Consider the following 17,643-nt stretch of genomic DNA (forward strand, 5'->3'; position numbering starts at 1 on the left):
TGCGGGACAGCAGGAGTCAGGACAGCCGTTCCAGGACGAGCGCCATGCCCTGACCCCCGCCGATGCACATCGTCTCCAGCCCGATGGTCGCGTCGGTGGTGCNCAGCCCGTTGATCAGGGTGGTCAGTATCCTCGCGCCGGTCATGCCGAACGGGTGCCCCAGCGCGATCGCGCCGCCGTGCACGTTCAGCTTCGACAGGTCGACGCCGAGTTCGCGGTAGGTCGGGATGACCTGTGCGGCGAACGCCTCGTTGAGTTCGACGAGGTCCACGTCGTCGATCGTCATCCTGGCCCGGGCGAGCGCCTGCCGGGACGCCTCGACCGGCGCCAGCCCCATGATCTCGGGCGACAGCGCGCTCACCCCGGTGGAGACGATCCGGGCCAGCGGGGTGACGCCCAGTTCACGGGCCCGGGTGTCGCTCATCACGACGACCGCCGCCGCGCCGTCGTTGAGCGGACAGGCGTTGCCCGCGGTCACCGTGCCATCGGGCCGGAAGACCGGCGGCAGGGCGGCGAGCGCCTCGATGGTCGTGCCCGGCCGGGGGCCGTCGTCGGCGTCGACGACCGTGCCGTCGGGGAGCCGGACCGGGGTGAGCTCCCGCTTGTAGAAACCGGCGGCGATGGCCTGCTCGGCGAGGTTCTGTGACCGGCAGGCGTACTCGTCCTGCTCCGCGCGGCCCACGCCGGTGAGCCGGGCGACGTTCTCCGCCGTCTGGCCCATCGCCATGTAGACGTCCGGTAGCTCGCCGTTGCGGCGGGGGTCCGTCCACGCCGGGGAGCCGGCGCCGGCCCGCGCCGCGGTGCGCGCCTGGGCGCCGGCGTAGCTGGGATTCTGGGTGTCGGGCAGGCTGTCGCTGTTGCCCTTGACGAAGCCGCTGACGACCTCGACCCCGGCGGCGACGAACACGTCCCCCTCCCCGGCGCGGACGGCGTGCATCGCCATCCGGATCGCCTGCAGAGACGACGCGCAGTACCGGGAGACGGTCGTGCCCGGCACGCCGTCGAGGCCGAGGCTGACCGCGACGACCCGGCCGATGTTGTGCCCCTGCTCCCCGCCGGGCAGCCCGCAGCCGACGATCAGATCATCGATCTCGTGGGGGTCGAGCATCGGCACCTGGTCGAGCGCGGCAAGGATGATCGTCGCGGCGAGGTCGTCGGCCCGAAGCTTCCGCAGCGTGCCCTTGAAGGCCCGCCCGATCGGCGAGCGGGCGGCGGCAACAACGACGGCCTCGGTCACGGACGCCCTCCCGGAAGCTCGGCGCTGCGGTCACGTGATCGCATGGCACTCGCGGCTAAATGATCAAACTTTAGCGCGGCGCGGTGCCCTCGGTCGCGGCCTCGCGGCCGGCGCGGCGATGCCGGATCGGTCGGGTTACCCTTTGATCATCGGGATGGACCGAGCCGGACGGACGGGCGGATGCGCGAGGGACCTGCTCCGACGGGCGGCGCCGTGGCGTCGGCCGGTACCGTCGACGACCTGTGCCGGCACGCCGCCGCGCTGCGCCGGGCCGCCACCGGGGTGGCTGCGGTGCTGGCCGGGGTCCGGACCACGGGTGGCGCTGGCTCGCCCCTGCGCGCCCGGCTCGACGGCCGCGTCCTGGTCTGGCAGGCGGCTCTCGATGCGGATGCCGAGGCGCTGCGGGCCCGCGCCGCGCTGCTCGACCGGCTCGCGGCCGGCTGGGCGCTGCCCACCCCAGGCCCCTGGCCCGCTGCGGCCATCTCACCCGGACCGACCTCGTCGCGGGTGCCGATTGTGCCGGCTGGGCCGACCGTGCCGATCGGGCCGACCGTGCCGATCGGGCCGACCGTGCCGATCGGGCCGGCCGAGGTGGCGGTCGGGGGAATCGGCGGCGCGGCGGTTCGCTTCGATCCGGTCCTGCTGGGCGCCCTCGCCGCGCGCCTGCGCGCCGCCGCGGACCGGGCGGCGGCGCTCGGCCGCGTGGTGGCCGTCGCCGTCGGCGAGGCCGACCGCACCCTGACACGGATGGGCGCCGCCGGGCCGGGCGGACCGGCCGGGCGCGGGCTGCGGCTCGTGGCCGTCGAGGCCCCCGCCGCCGCAGCCGACATCGAGCTGCGGATGGCCCGCTTCGCCGCCGCGCCGATCACCCTGCGCCGCGTCGGGCCGGGCGATCCATCCGAGCGGCCGGGCCGGACGCCCGGCGGCCGGCCCGCGTCGCCGACGGCCCTGGCAGTGGCGGCGGGACTGCTGGCCCTGTTCGATTCCGGGTCCAGGTCCATCCCGGACACTCCCGGCGTCGAGCGGCTGCGGGCGATCCGGGCGCGGCTGGCGGACCTGCCGGGTCCGATCCGCGCGGGAGTGATCGGGTTGCTGCGAGGCGGGCCGTTGACCGTCCTCGCCGCGATGGCCGCGCGGCTGGCCGGCACGCCGAAGCCGGGAGCGGTGCTCGCCGCAGCCGAACTCGCGGGCCTCGCCGACGATCTGCTCGCCGGGGCGCCGCCCGACCTGCTCGGTGAGCTGGTGCGGGCCCTGCCATGGCTCGAACCCGCCGCGCCGCCGCCCGCCGGCGGCGAGCGGTCGGGACCGGTCGTCGGTGTGGACCGCTCCGGAGACGCCATCGTGCGCGACGGCGCCGAACCCGGTGACGTCGGGCAGGGCGCCGTCGCCGACTGCTACCTCGCCGCGGCGCTGATCGGCCTCGCGCGGCAGGACCCCGCCCTGCTCGCCGAACGGCTGCGGCGCAACCCCAACGGCACCGTCACGGTCACCCTCCACCCGGGTTCGGGCGCACCGGTCGGCGTGACGGTGACCGCGACGCTGCCCGCGAGCCGAGTGTCCGCACCCGCTCCCCCCGGCGGCGGGGGCGGGCGTGGTGAGGCGGTCCAGGAGATCGCGATGGACGGCGACAACGCCGCGGGTCAGCCCGAGCTCTGGCCGGCGCTCTACGAGAAGGCGTACGCCCGCCTGCACGGCGGGTACCCCGCGATCGGGTTCGGCAGCGCCTCGGTCGCCCTGGGGACCCTCACCGGACGGTCGGTGAGCCGGCGAGCCGCCCGCGAGACGAGTGTCGCGGATCTCGTGGCCCTGCTCGGCCGAGGCGAGGTTGTCGTGCTCGCGACCCGGAGCCGGACCCGGCCCGGCGGCCTCGTCGCCGCCCACGCGTACCCGGCGCTGGCGGTGGATGCCGCGCGGGGACGCGTGCTGCTGCGCAATCCCTGGGATCCCGCGCCGGGCACGGACAACGTGCGGTGGTATGCCTGGTCGCAGGTCGTGGCGGACGTGCACACGGTCGTGCACGGGCCCACCCGGTGACGGCCGGCTACCGTCTGCGGATGATCGCGACGGGGGTCGGGCAGTGGATCATGCACTGATGGCTGACCGAACCCAGCAGCAGCTCGGCGAATCCGCCATGGCCGCGGGCACCGACGACGACGAGGTCGCATTCCCGGCCGGCGGCGAGCAGCGCCTGGGTTGGCGAGTCCGGCACCACCCGGCGTCGTAGCTCCAGCCCGGCGGGCAGGGCGTCGCGCACCGTGGCGACTGCCTCGTCGAGCGCGGCCTGGGCCTGTTCCTCCAGCGCCTGAGTGATCTCCCCGGGTGCCTCGGCGAAGGGCAGCGGGATGGCCGCGAGCCAGGCGTGCACGGCGATCAGCGCAACCCCGCGCCGGTAGGCCTCCTGGGCGGCCCAGGCCAGGGCGGCGAGCGAGTTCGGGGAGCCGTCCACGCCCACGGCCACCGCTCGCGCCGGTCGGCCGCAGGTCTGGGCCGGGTCGCCGCCGCGGGCGATCACCACCGGTGCCGGCGAGTGCACGGCCACCGAGGCGCTGACCGAGCCGACCCGCAGCCGGTGCAGCACGCCCCGCCCGCGGGCCCCGACCACGATCATGCGGGCGTCGTGCCCCACGGTGAGCAGTGCCTCCGCCCCGGGCTGATCGACGACCTCCTCGGCGACGTGCACCGCGGAGCCGGCCGGGACCGTGGCGGCGACGGTCTCGTGCAGCACGTGGGCCGCCCGCTCGGCCAGGCCGTCGCTCTCCTCCGGCCGGGGTGGGCCGCCGTGTCCGATCCCGACGACGGCCCGCAGCCCGCAGCCGTGCCGCTCGGCCTCGTCGAGTGCCCAGCACAACGCCACGTGGGAGCCCGGTGAGCCATCGACCCCGACCACGATGTCGGCCATCCGCCGCCTCCTTCGCCGCCCGAGTGGCGCCGCGTCCGCGGAAGCACGGTCGAAATACCCCACCCGCCGGTGGGGAACCCTCGGCGAGCGGGCCTGACCGGCGGCCCGCGACGCAAGGCGGACTGCTCCGGCCCGATCCCCGGCCCGACCCCCGGCCAGAGCTACCGGGGCCCGTGGCGTGGTGTCTCCATAGCCTGACAGATGGGTTCGATGTTCCTGGCTTCGGTTTCCCGACCGTCCGGAGGGTCCAAGCCGGAAGCGGCCGGACGGCGGCCCACTGTAGTGGTCCCACCGTGGGTTGTGGCCGTGCGTGCGCTACCCGTGACTTTTCGGTCCCACCTGCCGGCGGGAAAGTCGGCAGATCATGAGGTGTGGTTGGGCAAGCGTGGCAGCGCCTGATCCACAACCGCCTCGGTTGGCCGCGATCCGGCAATGATCTATAGCACCCGGAGATCCTTTCAATCCGGTCGCGCGGGAATCACGGCGCCGCCGGGCGGCATTCGTCACCNGGCGCGACGAGATGTTGCCGGCCGTGCCCTGTCCCGCATTCCCGGCATTGATGTGCCGGCCGGCCCCGGCCGATGCCGTCGGTCGGTGGTTGTCGCGCCGGGCCCCGGTCGGGGGCGGGCACTGGACGCGTGAGGAAAGGACGCCGGAATCGTCCCGGCAAGGTCGCGCAAAGATATGACGTCTTGCTCGAAAGAATGTCGGCCTGCCGCTCACTGATTCGCCGGCGGGTGGGGCTTTATCGGCCCTGCCGGCCGCCAACGGGACGGCTGGTTCGCCACGGCCTCGGCGGTTGCGGGGATGCGTCGCTCAGGTGTCTGGCATTCCCGCCGCCGGCACTGCCACCGCCTCGCCGCCGCCGCTGCGTCCTCGGGGCGCCTGGGGCCGCGGCCGGCCCGTCCGGCTCGTGGCGGCGTCGGGAGCGCGGCCGGAGGGCCGCTGGTGAATGGCCATCCCCGGCAGGCCGGGGATGGCCGATGAGAGGGCTGATTCGACGTCGGGCGCCGCGCCCGGCCAGATCCGGTCGTCTGCGCGCGCGACGCGCGGTGGTCCGGGGGGCGGCCCGGGACGGGCGGCCGGCGCGAGGTGCCGCCGGGCGGATCCCGGGCGGCGGGGCGAACCGGAGTCGGGCGTGTCGCGGGGCCTGGGTGTGGCACCGAAGGCCTCGTGCCCACGGTCACCCCTGCTCTCTCGTCGGAAAGCCGGGGCGCGGCCGAAAGAAACCGATCAAATCGATGACCGGTTGTCATCGGCGGCTTGATTTGCCGAATTTTTCGGCTGCTCGAACTCGCCATTTGGATGCCCCAGTGTGGCCCTTTCGTGGCCGCGTCGCCATCTTTTTGCTTGGAAGCAGTCGGGCGATGTTTGATGTTTCTGTCACACCACGACTACCCAACGGCGGTGATGGAGTCATGTCCTCTTCATGTGACCGTGGTGGCCCTCCACGGGAGCCGCTTGACCCGGTGCGGAGTACGGTGCCTGAACAGACGTCGACCCGCTCTCGTCCCACCGAGCCCGTTCCGGTGGGGCTGATCCCCGGACAGCCGGCCGTGACCACATCGGGTCCGGGCAGTCCGCCAGCATCGAGTGACCCAGCCGAGGGAAGGAGGCTTGTGCCGCCGGACACGATCCAGCTCACCATCCCCGGTGCTCTGGTTTCGGTTCAGGCGGTGCAGGAGCCGGGAACTCTGATCGCGGACCGCAGCGGATGGCAACGGGCCGTGTTACGCGCATCCATGCCCTCCGCGGCGAAACTCGTCGCGTGCACCCTGGCGTGCCACATCGCCGAGGCGCCGGAGTTCCTCCCCGCCGGTGCGGCCGTGAGCGGCCCCGGGCTGATCACCCTGCGGGAGGAGACCGGCTACAGCCGGACCCACGTCCAGCGGCAGGTTTCCCTGCTGCGCCGGCAGGGTTGGCTGACCACCGTGGCGCGGCCGGCCGCCGGCCGGACAACCCGGTTCGCCCTGAGCATCCCCGACTCGATGGTCCGGGCCGGTCTCGTCCGCCTGGTCGAGCCGCCCGTCGAGTCGACCGACGAGACGCGCGCCGAGGCCGCCAGCACCCAGGAATCCTCGCGCGAGTCGGGCCGCCGCCGCGGGCGCCGTAGCCGTGCCGGCTCCCACCCGAAGGGCGCCGCGCGGCGCCGCACCCGCGAGCGCGAGATGGCAACCGTGGGCAGCGAGGCGCAGGACCGGGCCGGCGGCTTCGTCGTCGACCTCGTGCCCTCGCGCGATCGTGGCCCCGTCGTTCCCGAGGCCGCCCAGCGTCCCGAGCCCCATCAGCGTCCCGAGCCCCATCAGCGTCCCGAGGACTGGCACCGCGAGGACCATCCGTACCAGCCGACGGACGCGCCCACCGCGCCCACCGCCACCGCCGTGACCGACCTGATCTCCGCCGAGCCCGCCGCTGCGGAGCCTACGGATCAGGCCACGGCGCACCAGGCGCCCGCCGCGCGGCCCCTGGTGGACGAAGCGACCGCGGACGAAATTCGGCGAGAGGCCGCGCACGAAGAGGCCGCGCACGTGCACGAAGAGGCCGCGGACGAGGAGGTGGCGGACGAGGCCACGTCGGGCGAGGCCCCGGCGCCCACGGTTCCGCTGCCCCCGCCGCCGCCCGCGCCGATGACTCTCGCCGCGACCCAGGTGATCAACGTGCTGGCGAACGCGATGCGCCGCCCGACCTCCGACTTCCTGGAGATCTTCGGCAAGCTGCAGATCATCTTCGACGAGGACAACTGGGATCCGGTCACGCTGGCCCTGCACCTTGTCCACATCATCCAGACCGGGGTGCTGGTCGGGGACGGCGACGAGATCGACAATCTGTCCTGGCGCCTTGACCGGCTGCCGCGGGCCTCGACCGACTGTGAGTGCCGCTCCTGCCGGGAGCGCCGGGCCGACCAGTTGAAGTCGCCGTCAGCCCCGTCCCCCAAGGGTCGGTTCAACCGCACGGGTGGGGCGGGTCGCGGCGTCGGCCGGCCGGCCGCGGCCGAGCCGAAACGCTCCGCGGCCGCGAAGACCGAGGCACCGCCGGTGGAGATCCCGCGGCCTCCCCTTGAGGCGATCGAGCGAGCCGCCCAGGCGGCGCGGGAGGCCCGGCTGCGGGAACGGCAGCAGGCGGCGGACGGCGCGGCCTGACCGGATTCGGCGCGGTGTTGCGCGGGCCGGTCGGTGGGTCATCATGGGAGGCCGGCGTCGACGGCGGCAGGTGACAGCATGGCGGAACGCGGATCCGGCGATGGTCTCGACGCGGATGTGATCGTGGTCGGCAGCGGCTTCGGCGGCAGCGTCAGCGCGTTGCGCCTCGCGGAGAAGGGCTACCGGGTCCTCGTCATCGAGGCGGGTCGCCGGTTCAGCCCGCGGACGCTGCCGCGTAACAACTGGCACATCCGCCGGTTCCTGTGGCTGCCGCGGCTGGGGTGCCACGGCATCCAGAAGATCACCTGGCTGGGTCGGGTCATCGTGCTGTCCGGGACGGCGGTCGGCGGCGGATCGGTCGTCTACGCGAACACCCTGTACCGGCCGCTCGACGCCTTCTACNCCGACCCGCAGTGGCGCGGCATCACGGACTGGCGCGCCGAGCTGGCCCCGTTCTTCGAGCAGGCCGAGCGGATGCTCGGGGTGACCGCGAACCCGACGACGACCTACGCCGACGAGGTGTTCCACGCGGTCGCGGACGAGATGGGCGTCGGTCCGAGCTTCGCGCCGGCACGGGTCGGGGTCTTCTTCGGCCGCGGCGGCCGGCAGGAGCCGGGAGTCCGGGTACCCGACCCCTACTTCGGCGGGGTCGGGCCCGGCCGCACGGGCTGCATCGAATGCGGCGAGTGCATGACCGGCTGCCGCCGCGGCGCGAAGAACACGCTGGACCGCAACTACCTGTTCCTCGCCGAGCGGGCCGGCGCGCGGGTCCTGCCCGACACCACGGTCACGGCCATCCGCCCGCGGTCCGACGGCGGGTACGAGGTCGACACGGTCCGGACGCCGGGGGTGCCCCGGCGCGGGCGGCGGACGCTGACCGCGGGGCAGGTCGTGCTCGCCGCCGGCACCCTGGGGACCCAGCGTCTGCTGCTCTCGGCGCGTGAGCGCGGCGACCTGCCCGCCCTGTCGCCCCGGCTCGGCGAGCTCACCCGGACGAACTCCGAGTCGATCCTCGGCGCGACGCGGTTCCGCCCGGACCGCCGGGTCGCCCGCGGAGTGGCGATCACGTCGTCGTTCTACCCGGACGCGCAGACCCACGTCGAACCGGTCCGCTACGGCCGGGGCAGCAACCTGATGGCCCTGATCAGCGCGGCGATGACGGATGGCGGGGGTCGGGTGCCGCGCTGGCTGAAGTACCTGCGGGAGCTGCTGGTCCGCCCGCACCACGCGGTGGCCATGGGGCTGCCCTGGCGCTGGTCCGAGCGGACCATGATCGCTTTGGTGATGCAGTCGCGCGACAACTCGCTGACCGTGTCCCTGCGGCGCGGCCCGTTCGGCCTACGTTGGCTGACGAGCCGGCAGGGCCACGGAGATCCGAACCCGTCGTGGATCCCGGCGGGCAACGACGCCGTCCGCCGGATCGCGGCCCGGATCGGCGGCTACCCCGGCGGCTCCGTCGGCGAGATCGCCGATATCCCGATGACCGCGCACATCCTCGGCGGCGCGCCGATCGGCGCGGACCCGTCCAGCGGGGTGATCGATCCCTACCAGCGGGTCTTCGGGCACGAGGGCCTGCACGTGGTCGACGGCGCGGCGATCTCGGCGAATCTCGGGGCGAACCCGTCGCTGACGATCACCGCGCAGGCCGAACGGGCCATGTCATTCTGGCCGAACAAGGGGGAAGCGGACCCCCGTCCGACGCTGGGCCAGCCCTACCGGCGGGTCGATCCCCGCCCGCCGGCCCGCCCGGCCGTGCCGGTGAACGCCCCGGGCGCGTACCGCATCGGCGATCCGGTCGCCGCGCCGCGCCGTTGACCGGTCGCCGGCTCGCCCGCGCCCGCCCCGGGCGGCCGGCCGGACGGACACACGGCCGGGCCGGTGACCAGGGGCGGACGCCGGCGGCGGAACCGGCGCGTGGCGGACTCGAACCCCGCCGGCCGGATGCCGCCGCCGCGTGCCTCAGCGGGGCCGGCTGGGCTCGCCGAACGTCGTGTCCACGCCCGGCATCTCCTCGAGGCTGTTCGTCGAGCTCGCCAGGCGGTCGTCGAAGGGGGCGCGGCCGCTCGCCCGATCGGTGGCCGCGACCGAGCCGGTCGTGCCGCCGATCGGCGCCGGCTCCGCGGTGACCGTCGGGTTGTCCTGCTGGGCCAGGTAACGGCGCACCGCGACGGCGCCCGCCGCACCGGCTCCGGCCAGGACGAGCGTCAGCAGGCCGCGGCGGCGCCGGCGGTGCACCCGGGCGAGCTTGCCCTCGGCCTTGGCCAGCCGCTTCTCCAGGATTTCCTGGGCCTTGTCGGCCTGGACGCGGGCCTTCGCCTCGTTGGCCACGGCCTTGCGTGAACGCTGCCGCTCCGAGCGCAGCTCGGCGGCGGCGCGGGCCCGCTCGGCGGACAGCTCGGCCTGGGAGCGGGCCTTCTCGATCCGCCGGCCGGCCCGCCCGGAGACGGCGACGGCCTTCCCCGCGGCCTTGCCGGCAGCCTTGCTCGCGACGCGCGGGACGGCCGTCCCGCCGCGGGTCGCGGAGCCGGAGACGTCGGAGATCCGGTGGGCCACGGTCACCCCGGCCTCCCGGGTGGCCGACGCGGCGGTGCCGGCGGTCTCCCCGGCGATGCTCGCCGCGCGGTGGGCGACCGTACCGGCCCGGTCGGCGGCGTGCTTCGCCGCGTCGGAGAGCCCGCTGACCGGCGCGGTTTCGGTGACGTGCGAAATACGGTCCTTGATGGTGGTGCTCATGGCGTCCTTCCCTGGAGCCGAGATCGTGGNGGGGGGNCGCGGGCGGTCAAGATCTGTGCAGTGTGCCGTACCCCGTTGGCGGCCCTCTCCAACGCGCCGGCCCCCCGCAGGCGTGTCACGCCGACCTGCGTGACATGCCTGGGCTGTGCAGAGGCCCGTCACGCGGTGCATGCCGATGCGGGCGGTGCGGAACGTCGGCTGCGCCCGGCGCATACGATCGGGTCCGGCTCGGGCGCCGTCTGACCGGACATCGACCCAGACCTGAAGAGAAGAGAGGCTCATGGCCGAGGAGCTGTACGCGACGCTGCGGACGACTCAGGGGGATATCGAGATCCGTCTGTTCCCCGATCACGCTCCCAAGACCGTCCGCAACTTCGTCGGGCTGGCGACCGGGACGCAGGACTGGACGGACCCGGCGAGCGGCGCCAAGAAGACCGGAACCCCGCTGTACAGCGGCACGATCTTCCACCGGGTCATCCCGAACTTCATGATCCAGGGCGGGGACCCGCTGGGCTCCGGCCGCGGGGGCCCGGGCTACCAGTTCGCCGACGAGTTCCACCCCGACCTGACGTTCAGCAAGCCCTACCTGCTCGCGATGGCGAACGCCGGGCCAGGCACGAACGGCTCGCAGTTCTTCGTCACCGTCGCGCCCACCGACTGGCTCAACCGCAAGCACACGATCTTCGGTGAGGTCACCCGGGGCACCGACGTCGTCGACGCGATCGCCAAGGCGCCGACCGCCGCGCAGGACCGCCCGAAGTCCGACATCGTGATCCAGGAGATCGTCATCGACCGTCGGCCGGCCTGACCGGTCCGGCCGGGCCCGACTCCGGGGGAGTACGACCATGAGAACACCGGACGTGCCGCCGGCCGGCCGGTCGTGCGCGGGGGCGCGGCGGGTGCGATCCAGCCGCACTCATGGGGTCGGGCGATGACCCAGCCGCCGCCGGAGCCGGGCGGACCCGCGGGCGACGCGGGCTCCGGCCCGGCCGGGGCGGGCTGGCGGCCCGCCATCGGCCCGCCGGCCGGCCACCCGGGCTGGATCCCGCCACCCGGCGCGCCCGCACCGGGTCCCTCGCCCGCACCGGGTCCCTCGCCCGCACCGGGTCCCTCGCCCGCACCGGGTCCCTCGCCCGCGCAAGGTCCGCAGGGGTCGTCGATTCCGCACTGCTACCGCCATCCGGATCGGGAGACCTACGTCTCCTGCCAGCGCTGCGGCCGGCCGATCTGCCCCGACTGCATGCGGCCGGCGGCGGTCGGGTTCCACTGCCCGGAGGAGGGACGTCCGGAGGGCGGGCGGATCGCCCCGCGCGAGCGCGAGCCGCGTACGACCCTCGGCGGCCGGGCGCAGCTCGCCCGGCAGGGGCTGGTCACCCAGATCCTCATCGGGCTGTGCGTGGTCGCGTACATCCTTCAGGGGGCGCCGGGGCTCGCCGGCGGCGACACCAGCAACCGGTTCACCGACGACTTCGCGATGATCGGCTTCCGGATCGCGGCGGACGACCAGTACTACCGGTTGCTCACCGCGGCCTTCCTGCACGCGGGCGTGCTGCACATCCTGTTCAACATGTACGCGCTGTACCTGCTGGGCTTCCAGCTCGAGGCGATCCTCGGCCGGGTCCGCTACCTGGGCCTGTTCGTGGCCGGCGCGGTCGGCGGGAACACACTGAGTTACCTGCTCGGCGGACTGTCCACGGCCTCGGTCGGCGCGTCCACCGCGATCTTCGCCTTCTTCGCGGCCTACTACGTCATCGCCCGTCGGCTGCGGGTCGATTCGCGGCAGATCCTCATCGTGCTCGGGATCAACCTGCTGATCACCTTCTCGTTCAGCAGTATCGACAAGTGGGGCCACCTCGGCGGGCTCGCGGCCGGTGTGATNGTCGGCCTGATCTACGCCTACGTACCCCCGCGGCGGGCGTGGGTGCAGGCGGGCGGCGTCGTCGGGATGATCGCGCTGCTGTTTGTCGCGGCGGCCGTCAAGTCCTCGACGCTGATCTAGCCCGCCTCGGCCAGCCCGCCTCGGCCGTGGCTGGTCAGCCCAGCCGGAGTCGGATCTCCTCGACGTGCTCGGCGACCGGGCCGGGATCGGTGCCGAGCTGGCGGCGGGTGAGCAGGATCGGGCCGTCGATCGTCTCCACCTCGAGGGTGCGCAGGTGCACCGCGCGCCGATTGTGGGTGAGGGTACCGGCGCGCACCCGGAGCACCGCCGCCCAGGGCAGGTGCCGGCGGCGCAGGCCATCGACGAGGTCGAGCCCGGCGGGGGAGACCCGCAGGGTCGGCCGGGCGAGCAGGTCGCGCAGCGTCAGCACCCACAGGCCGGCGGCGAGTACCCCGACGAGCAGCCGGCCGGCGGCGTCGAGCGAGCCGACCCGCTGCGCCAGCGGACCGACGGCGGCCACCAGCGCCGCCGCCGTGCCGGCGAGGGCGTAGAGCCCGACCCGCCACAGCGGCGGCGACCATGCGGCGGACGTCGGCGGATGGTCGGCGCCGGGCGGTTCCCCGGACCCGGTGGGTTGCGTGGTCACGCCACCACGCAACCACATCCCGCCCAGGCGGCCGCGGTCGGCGCGGGCGATGGAGATCGGCGCCGAGTTGCCAGGTGGCCGAGGTGCTTGCACCATGCTGAGTAGCGGCTACTATTCGCTATCTCATCAACACTCATTGTATTGACCTCGGTGAGGTGGCGATGGCGTGAGAGATGCCGTGGCAGATCGTGATCAGGGGGTACGGGTGGCACATTCGCCGGTGCGACGCAGCGGGGGNAGTCCGTTCNCGCCGATCGCCGAGTACGGATTCCTGTCCGACTGCGAGACGACGTGCCTGGTGGCCCCCAGCGGGAACGTCGAGTGGATGTGCGTGCCGCGGCCGGACGCGCCCAGCGTCTTCGGCTCGGTGCTGGACCGCTCGGCGGGTGGCTTCCGGTTCGGCCCCGACCGCACGCAGATCCCGGCCGGGCGCCGCTACCTGCCCGGGACGAACATTCTGGAGACGACCTGGCAGACGCCGAACGGCTGGCTCATCGTCACCGACTGCCTGGTCGTCGGCCGCTGGCATCGCACCCACAAGCGTTCCAACACCCACCGGCGGACCCCCAGCGACTGGGACGCCGACCACGTGCTGCTGCGCCTCGCCCGCTGCGAGCACGGCTCGGTCGACCTCAGCCTCGTCTGCGAGCCGAACTTCGACTACGGCCGCCAGGCGGAGTCCTGGGAGTACGAGGAGGACGACTACTCCTCCGGGGTGATCTCCAACAGCGGAAGCAACATCACCCTGCGGCTGCGCACCGACCTCCGGCTGGGCTTCGATGGTCGGCGCGCCCTGGCCCGCACCTCCCTGCGGGAGGGCGACACGGCGTTCGTCGCCCTGACCTGGCGCCCTGAGGAGCCGCTGCTGCCGGACACCTACCTGCAGGCCTGTGGCGCGGTGGACCGCACGACCGAGTTCTGGCGGCAGTGGCTCTCGCGCGGGATGTTCCCCGACCATCCCTGGCGGCGTCACCTGCAGCGCAGCGCCCTGGCCCTGAAGGGGCTGACCTACGCGCCGACCGGCGCACTGNTGGCCGCAGCCACCACCTCGCTGCCGGAGACGCCACGCGGCGAGCGGAACTGGGACTACCGGTACAGCTGGCTGCGGGACTCCACCTTCGCGCTGTGGGGCCTGTACACCCTGGGCCTGGACTACGAGGCCAACGACTTCTTCTCGTTCATCGCCGACGTCGCGGAGCACGAGGAGGACATCCAGGTGATGTACCGGGTCGGCGGTGAACCGAGGATCGACGAGGAGATCCTCGGTCACCTTTCCGGCTACGAGGGGGCCTCGCCGGTCCGGGTCGGCAACGCCGCCGCGCTGCAACGCCAGCACGACGTGTGGGGTGTCGTGCTGGACTCGGTCTACCTGCACACCAAGTCACGCGACTATCTCTCCGAGCGGTTGTGGCCGGTGCTGGTGCGTCTCGTCGAGGCCGCCGCGGCGCACTGGCAGGAGCCCGACCGCGGGATGTGGGAGGTTCGCGGGGCGCCGCAGCACTTCACCGTGTCGAAGATGATGTGCTGGGTGGCGCTGGACCGCGGCCGCCGGCTTGCGCAGATGCGCGGCGACGCGAAGACAGCCGTGCGGTGGAAGGCGATTGCCGAGGAGATCCACGCGGAGGTCTGTGACTCCGGCGTCGACCACCGCGGCGTGTTCACCCAGTACTACGGGTCGAAGGCGCTGGACGCCTCGCTGCTGCTGATCCCGCTGCTGGGATTCCTGCCCGCGTCGGACGAACGCGTGAAGGCGACCGTGCTCGCGATCGCCGACGAGCTGACCGAGGACGGCCTGGTGCTGCGCTACCGCACCGGGGAGACCGACGACGGCGTCGCCGGGGAGGAGGGCGCCTTCCTGATCTGTTCGTTCTGGCTGGTGTCGGCACTGGTCGAGATCGGCGAGCTGGCCCGGGCCCGCCAGCTCTGCGAGCGGCTGCTGAGCCTGGCCAGCCCGCTGGACCTCTACGCGGAGGAGATCGATCCGAACAGCGGCCGCCACCTCGGGAACTTCCCGCAGGCGTTCACCCACCTCGCGTTGATCAACGCCGTGATGTACGTGATCCGGGCCGAGGACGCCGAGGCGTACGCCCGCCCGTCCCCATCCACCTGAGTCTCGGCCACCTGAGCCTCGGCCGTATTCGCGGNGTCGATGGTGGTTGTGGCACTAACGTGGGGGCGTGGCAAGCCTGGAAGTCAAGGACAAGCGGGTCGAGGTCGTCATGAGCGGGTTGGAGCGGCTCGGCGCGCTACGCGGCGATGTCTCTGTGTCCCTCGACGAAATCCTCGACGTCCGCCCGGCACCGGAACCGTTCACCGAGCTCTGCGGCTGGCGGCTGCCGGGAACCGGAATCCCGCGCGTGATCGCCCTCGGCACGTGGCGCTCCCGGGACGGCAAGGCCTTCGCCGCCGTCTACCGGGGGCGGCCGGCGGTCGTCGTCGAGGTCCGGCCGGGCGGGGAGTTCCGTCNGCTGATCATCGGTGCCGACGACGCCGACGACGCCGAGGGCACCGTGTCCCGGCTGCGTGCCGCGGTCCTCGCCCGCTGACACAACCGAAGCCCTACCCAATCCCGATTGTCGCCTCGGCTTCCACCTCGACGACCCAACGCTGGTCGAGCAGGCCGGCGACCACGACCATGGTGGCGGCCGGACGGATCGCCGCGAACAGCTCCCGGTGGACCGCGCCCACCGCCGCGGCGTGCTGCGCGCCGGTGAGGAACATGCGGGTGCGGGTGACGTCGTGCAGGCTCGCCCCGGCCTGCGTCAGCGCGGCGCCGATGAGCTCGAAGCAGCGCCGGGCCTGCGCCTGCGCCTGCGCGTCCGCGGCCACCGTTCCGTCCGGCCAGACGGGGCCCGTACCACTGACGAACACCCGGTCACCGACCCGGACAGCCCGGGAGAACCCGATGGTTGCCTCGAAGGGGGACGTTCCGGCGATGAGTTGACGATCGGTACGCATGCGGTCGCTTTTCGTCAGTGACGTGCGGGGGTGGATATCCACACTTGTGGACAACGGTTGTGGATAAATGACACCGCTGGAAGTCCGGCCGAGNGAGTCCGGGGCACCGGCCGGAACGACCGCCGGCTCGACAGATATCCGGCTAGCGCCACTGGGTCGACACGGCGAGACCGATGACGACAAAGCCGAACCCAATGAGGATGTTCCAGCCGCCCAACCCCTCCATTCCCAGCACGCCGCCGTTGGAGAAGTAGTACACGAGCAGGTAGGCGATCCCGATGAGGAAGAAGGCCAGGATGAGCCCGCCGAACCAGGGCGGTGACGGCGGCCTGCTGCGGCGGGTCTGGTTGGCGTTGACGCTCGGCGTCGGCTTCTTCGGCTTGCGACGTCGTGACTCGGGCACTGCGGGACTCCTCGGCTGGCCGTGCGTGGACGAGCGGCGACCGCCGCCGCCCTCCCGGTTCGGCGGGTGGCGGTCCCGCGCTGGGCAACAGGTTAGACGGCGGGCAGCAGGTAAACGGCGGGCAGCAGGTTAGACGGCGGGCAACAGGTTAGACGGCGGGACTGTGGACACACCGGCTGCGTACCGACGTGCGGGATTCTCTCCCGGCGACCGGAGCCCGGCGATCGCCGCGACGTGGCATCGCGGGTGTCGCCGGCCGCGTAGCCTGCGGCAAGAGGCGATACCACCGACGCGGCGGACGGATCGCCTGGCCGGGCCACTGGTGGNGTGTCCGTGCGCCGCCGACCGACGATCCGCCGACATGCGGACGCGCCGCCCGCCCGGCGCGTCGGAGAGGCCGACGCCATGGTGGGTTGGGCGTGCAGCGGGCGTCGAATGGCGAGCGTGAGCCGGGTGTTCCGCGCAGGTCGGGCGGTCGGGGTCGGGCGAATGGTCGGCGGGCGGGCGGAGCGCCGGCGAGCTCGGCGGCTGACGGCGATCGGGCTGGTGTGCTGCCTCGGCCTGCTGGCCGGGACAGCCGCCGCCAGCGCCGGACCCTTCGCCGATCCGGACGGACTGCGTGACTCCCCGGCCGCGGTCGCCTTGGGGCCCGGCGGCATCGCCGAGGTCGTGGGGAACGAGTCGGAGCGGGTCGCCGCGCGGCGCGACGCGGTGGCCGAGGAATCCCGTCGGCCCGTGGCAGCCGTCGCGACCGACTCGACCGCGACCGACTCGACCGCGACCGACTCGACGATGGAGCCGGGCAGGTCGCTGCGAGCCGGCGAGGGGCCGGCCGCGGGACTGGCGGAGGCCGCCGGGCTGGCGCCGGTGCACGGGCCGGCGCTGACCGTGCAGCTCGACGACGCGCCGCGCGAGAACCGCCGCGGTCCGTATCCGGCGGGGATCCCTGCTCCGGGGCCGGACGACCTGGTCGTGCACCAGCAGGACGTGCAGGCGGTCGTGAACGCGCTCTGGGCCGGCGGTGCCGAGGCGATGACGATTATGGATCGGCGGGTCACCGCCCTGACGGCCGTCCGGTGCGTGGGCAACACGCTGCTGTTGCATGGGGAGGTCTTCTCACCGCCGTTCCGGATCACCGCGATCGGCGGCGCCGCCGCCCTGCACGCGGCGCTTCGTGACAGCCCGCAGATCGCGATCTACCAGCAGTACGTCGCCGCCTACCGGCTGGGCTACCGCGTCGACGAGGTCGCGGACGTCAGGATGCCCGCCTACGACGGGTCGTTGACCCTCGCCCGCCCGGGCAACTCGGCGGGCCGGGCGGACTGAGCCGGTTCGACGTGCCGGTTCGACGTGCCGGTTATCAGAGTGTGGGTTATCGGACCGTGCGGCTGAGGATGGCGTGGAGGGAGTCGTCGTAGCTGAGTCGGCCGCCGTCGCGGGTGTGGATGGCGGCGGGGTCGATGTGGCGGGTGGCGCGGGCGAGGATGCCGGCGGGGTCGGGTCCGGCCAGGACGGGTGGGGCGGGTGTGAGGGTGCGGCCGTCGGAGGGGTGTGCGGTGACGGTGCCGTCGTCGGTCCGGCGGAGGCTGATGTTGTCCTCGTGGATGGCGCGGTGATGCGCGGAGCAGAGCAGGAGCAGCCGGTCGATGTCGGTGTCACCCCCGCGGATCCACCACGACAGGTGGTGAATCTGCAACCAGCGGGTGTGTCCGCAGCCGGGGTACTGGCAGCGGCCCTGGTCACGGGCN

The 17,643-nt window shown here is 73.5% G+C and carries 13 protein-coding genes and 4 pseudogenes; 9 read left to right on the forward strand and 8 right to left on the reverse strand.

Going from position 1 to position 17,643, the window contains the following annotated elements; all coding sequences use genetic code 11:
* Window positions 1–16: 16 nt before the first annotated feature.
* The coding region (locus FF86_RS51510; protein ID WP_242419019.1) for a hypothetical protein at window positions 17–102 on the reverse strand (86 nt) is incomplete at its 5' end.
* A gap of 1 nt (window position 103) precedes the next feature.
* Window positions 104–1,237 (reverse strand): annotated as a pseudogene (locus FF86_RS18155) (acetyl-CoA C-acetyltransferase); the annotation flags it as partial.
* Between the two features lie 180 nt (window positions 1,238–1,417).
* Between FF86_RS18155 and FF86_RS18160 the strand changes: the two are divergent.
* A complete protein-coding gene (locus FF86_RS18160; protein ID WP_055405987.1) occupies window positions 1,418–3,271 on the forward strand; it encodes a C2 family cysteine protease in 1,854 nt (617 codons plus the stop codon).
* 7 nt (window positions 3,272–3,278) lie between these two features.
* Here the strand turns inward: FF86_RS18160 and FF86_RS18165 are convergent, their stop codons facing one another.
* Window positions 3,279–4,136: a universal stress protein gene (locus FF86_RS18165; protein ID WP_044886051.1), complete on the reverse strand. Its 858-nt coding sequence runs from the start codon at window positions 4,134–4,136 to the stop codon at window positions 3,279–3,281.
* Window positions 4,137–5,755: 1,619 nt separating this feature from the next.
* Here FF86_RS18165 and FF86_RS18170 point away from each other — a divergent pair.
* From FF86_RS18170 to FF86_RS18175, 3 genes and pseudogenes are all read left to right on the forward strand, one after another.
* The gene (locus FF86_RS18170) at window positions 5,756–7,276 is read left to right on the forward strand and encodes a hypothetical protein (RefSeq protein WP_044886052.1); all 1,521 of its coding nucleotides are present in this window, start codon (window positions 5,756–5,758) and stop codon (window positions 7,274–7,276) included.
* A gap of 78 nt (window positions 7,277–7,354) precedes the next feature.
* Window positions 7,355–7,678, forward strand: a 324-nt coding sequence (locus tag FF86_RS51515; protein ID WP_242418999.1) for an FAD-dependent oxidoreductase, incomplete at its 3' end; no start/stop codon positions are given.
* Window position 7,679: 1 nt separating this feature from the next.
* Window positions 7,680–9,091, forward strand: a pseudogene (locus tag FF86_RS18175) (GMC oxidoreductase); the annotation flags it as partial.
* 144 nt (window positions 9,092–9,235) lie between these two features.
* On the opposite strand, the gene FF86_RS51520 reads toward FF86_RS18175, so the two are convergent.
* A complete protein-coding gene (locus FF86_RS51520) occupies window positions 9,236–10,009 on the reverse strand; it encodes a hypothetical protein (RefSeq protein WP_044886054.1) in 774 nt (257 codons plus the stop codon).
* Between the two features lie 280 nt (window positions 10,010–10,289).
* Here FF86_RS51520 and FF86_RS18185 point away from each other — a divergent pair, with 280 nt between their 5' ends.
* Together FF86_RS18185 and FF86_RS51525 are read left to right on the forward strand one after the other, a co-directional pair.
* Window positions 10,290–10,817: a peptidylprolyl isomerase gene (locus FF86_RS18185; RefSeq protein ID WP_044886055.1), complete on the forward strand. Its 528-nt coding sequence runs from the start codon at window positions 10,290–10,292 to the stop codon at window positions 10,815–10,817.
* Window positions 10,818–11,483: 666 nt separating this feature from the next.
* On the forward strand, window positions 11,484–11,887 hold a 404-nt coding region (locus FF86_RS51525), incomplete at its 3' end, for a rhomboid family intramembrane serine protease (protein WP_242419020.1).
* Between the two features lie 155 nt (window positions 11,888–12,042).
* Here the strand turns inward: FF86_RS51525 and FF86_RS18195 are convergent.
* Entirely contained in the window at window positions 12,043–12,534 is a 492-nt protein-coding gene (locus tag FF86_RS18195) for a PH domain-containing protein (protein ID WP_044886057.1), read from the reverse strand.
* Between the two features lie 248 nt (window positions 12,535–12,782).
* On the opposite strand from FF86_RS18195, the pseudogene FF86_RS51535 reads away from it, so the two are divergent.
* A pseudogene (locus FF86_RS51535) lies at window positions 12,783–13,564 on the forward strand (trehalase-like domain-containing protein); the annotation flags it as partial.
* Between the two features lies 1 nt (window position 13,565).
* Window positions 13,566–14,644: pseudogene (locus FF86_RS51540) on the forward strand (glycoside hydrolase family 15 protein); the annotation flags it as partial.
* Window positions 14,645–15,093: 449 nt separating this feature from the next.
* Here FF86_RS51540 and FF86_RS18210 read toward each other — a convergent pair.
* Complete coding sequence (locus FF86_RS18210) at window positions 15,094–15,492, reverse strand: RidA family protein (RefSeq protein WP_044886060.1); 399 nt, start codon at window positions 15,490–15,492, stop codon at window positions 15,094–15,096.
* A gap of 142 nt (window positions 15,493–15,634) precedes the next feature.
* Window positions 15,635–15,895 (reverse strand): cell division protein CrgA, encoded by a 261-nt coding sequence (locus FF86_RS18215; RefSeq protein ID WP_044886061.1) that lies wholly within the window; start codon window positions 15,893–15,895, stop codon window positions 15,635–15,637.
* 792 nt (window positions 15,896–16,687) lie between these two features.
* On the opposite strand from FF86_RS18215, the gene FF86_RS18220 reads away from it, so the two are divergent.
* Window positions 16,688–17,221, forward strand: a complete 534-nt coding sequence (locus tag FF86_RS18220) for a DUF881 domain-containing protein (protein ID WP_313954354.1) — start codon at window positions 16,688–16,690, stop codon at window positions 17,219–17,221.
* Window positions 17,222–17,267: 46 nt separating this feature from the next.
* Here FF86_RS18220 and FF86_RS51545 read toward each other — a convergent pair.
* Window positions 17,268–17,642: HNH endonuclease (locus FF86_RS51545; RefSeq protein WP_242419000.1), on the reverse strand; the 375-nt coding region annotated here is incomplete at its 5' end.
* Between the last annotated feature and the right edge of the window lies 1 nt (window position 17,643).

The sequence above is a fragment of the Frankia sp. CpI1-P genome (genome assembly GCF_001421075.1).
GTDB lineage: Bacteria > Actinomycetota > Actinomycetes > Frankiales > Frankiaceae > Frankia > Frankia torreyi.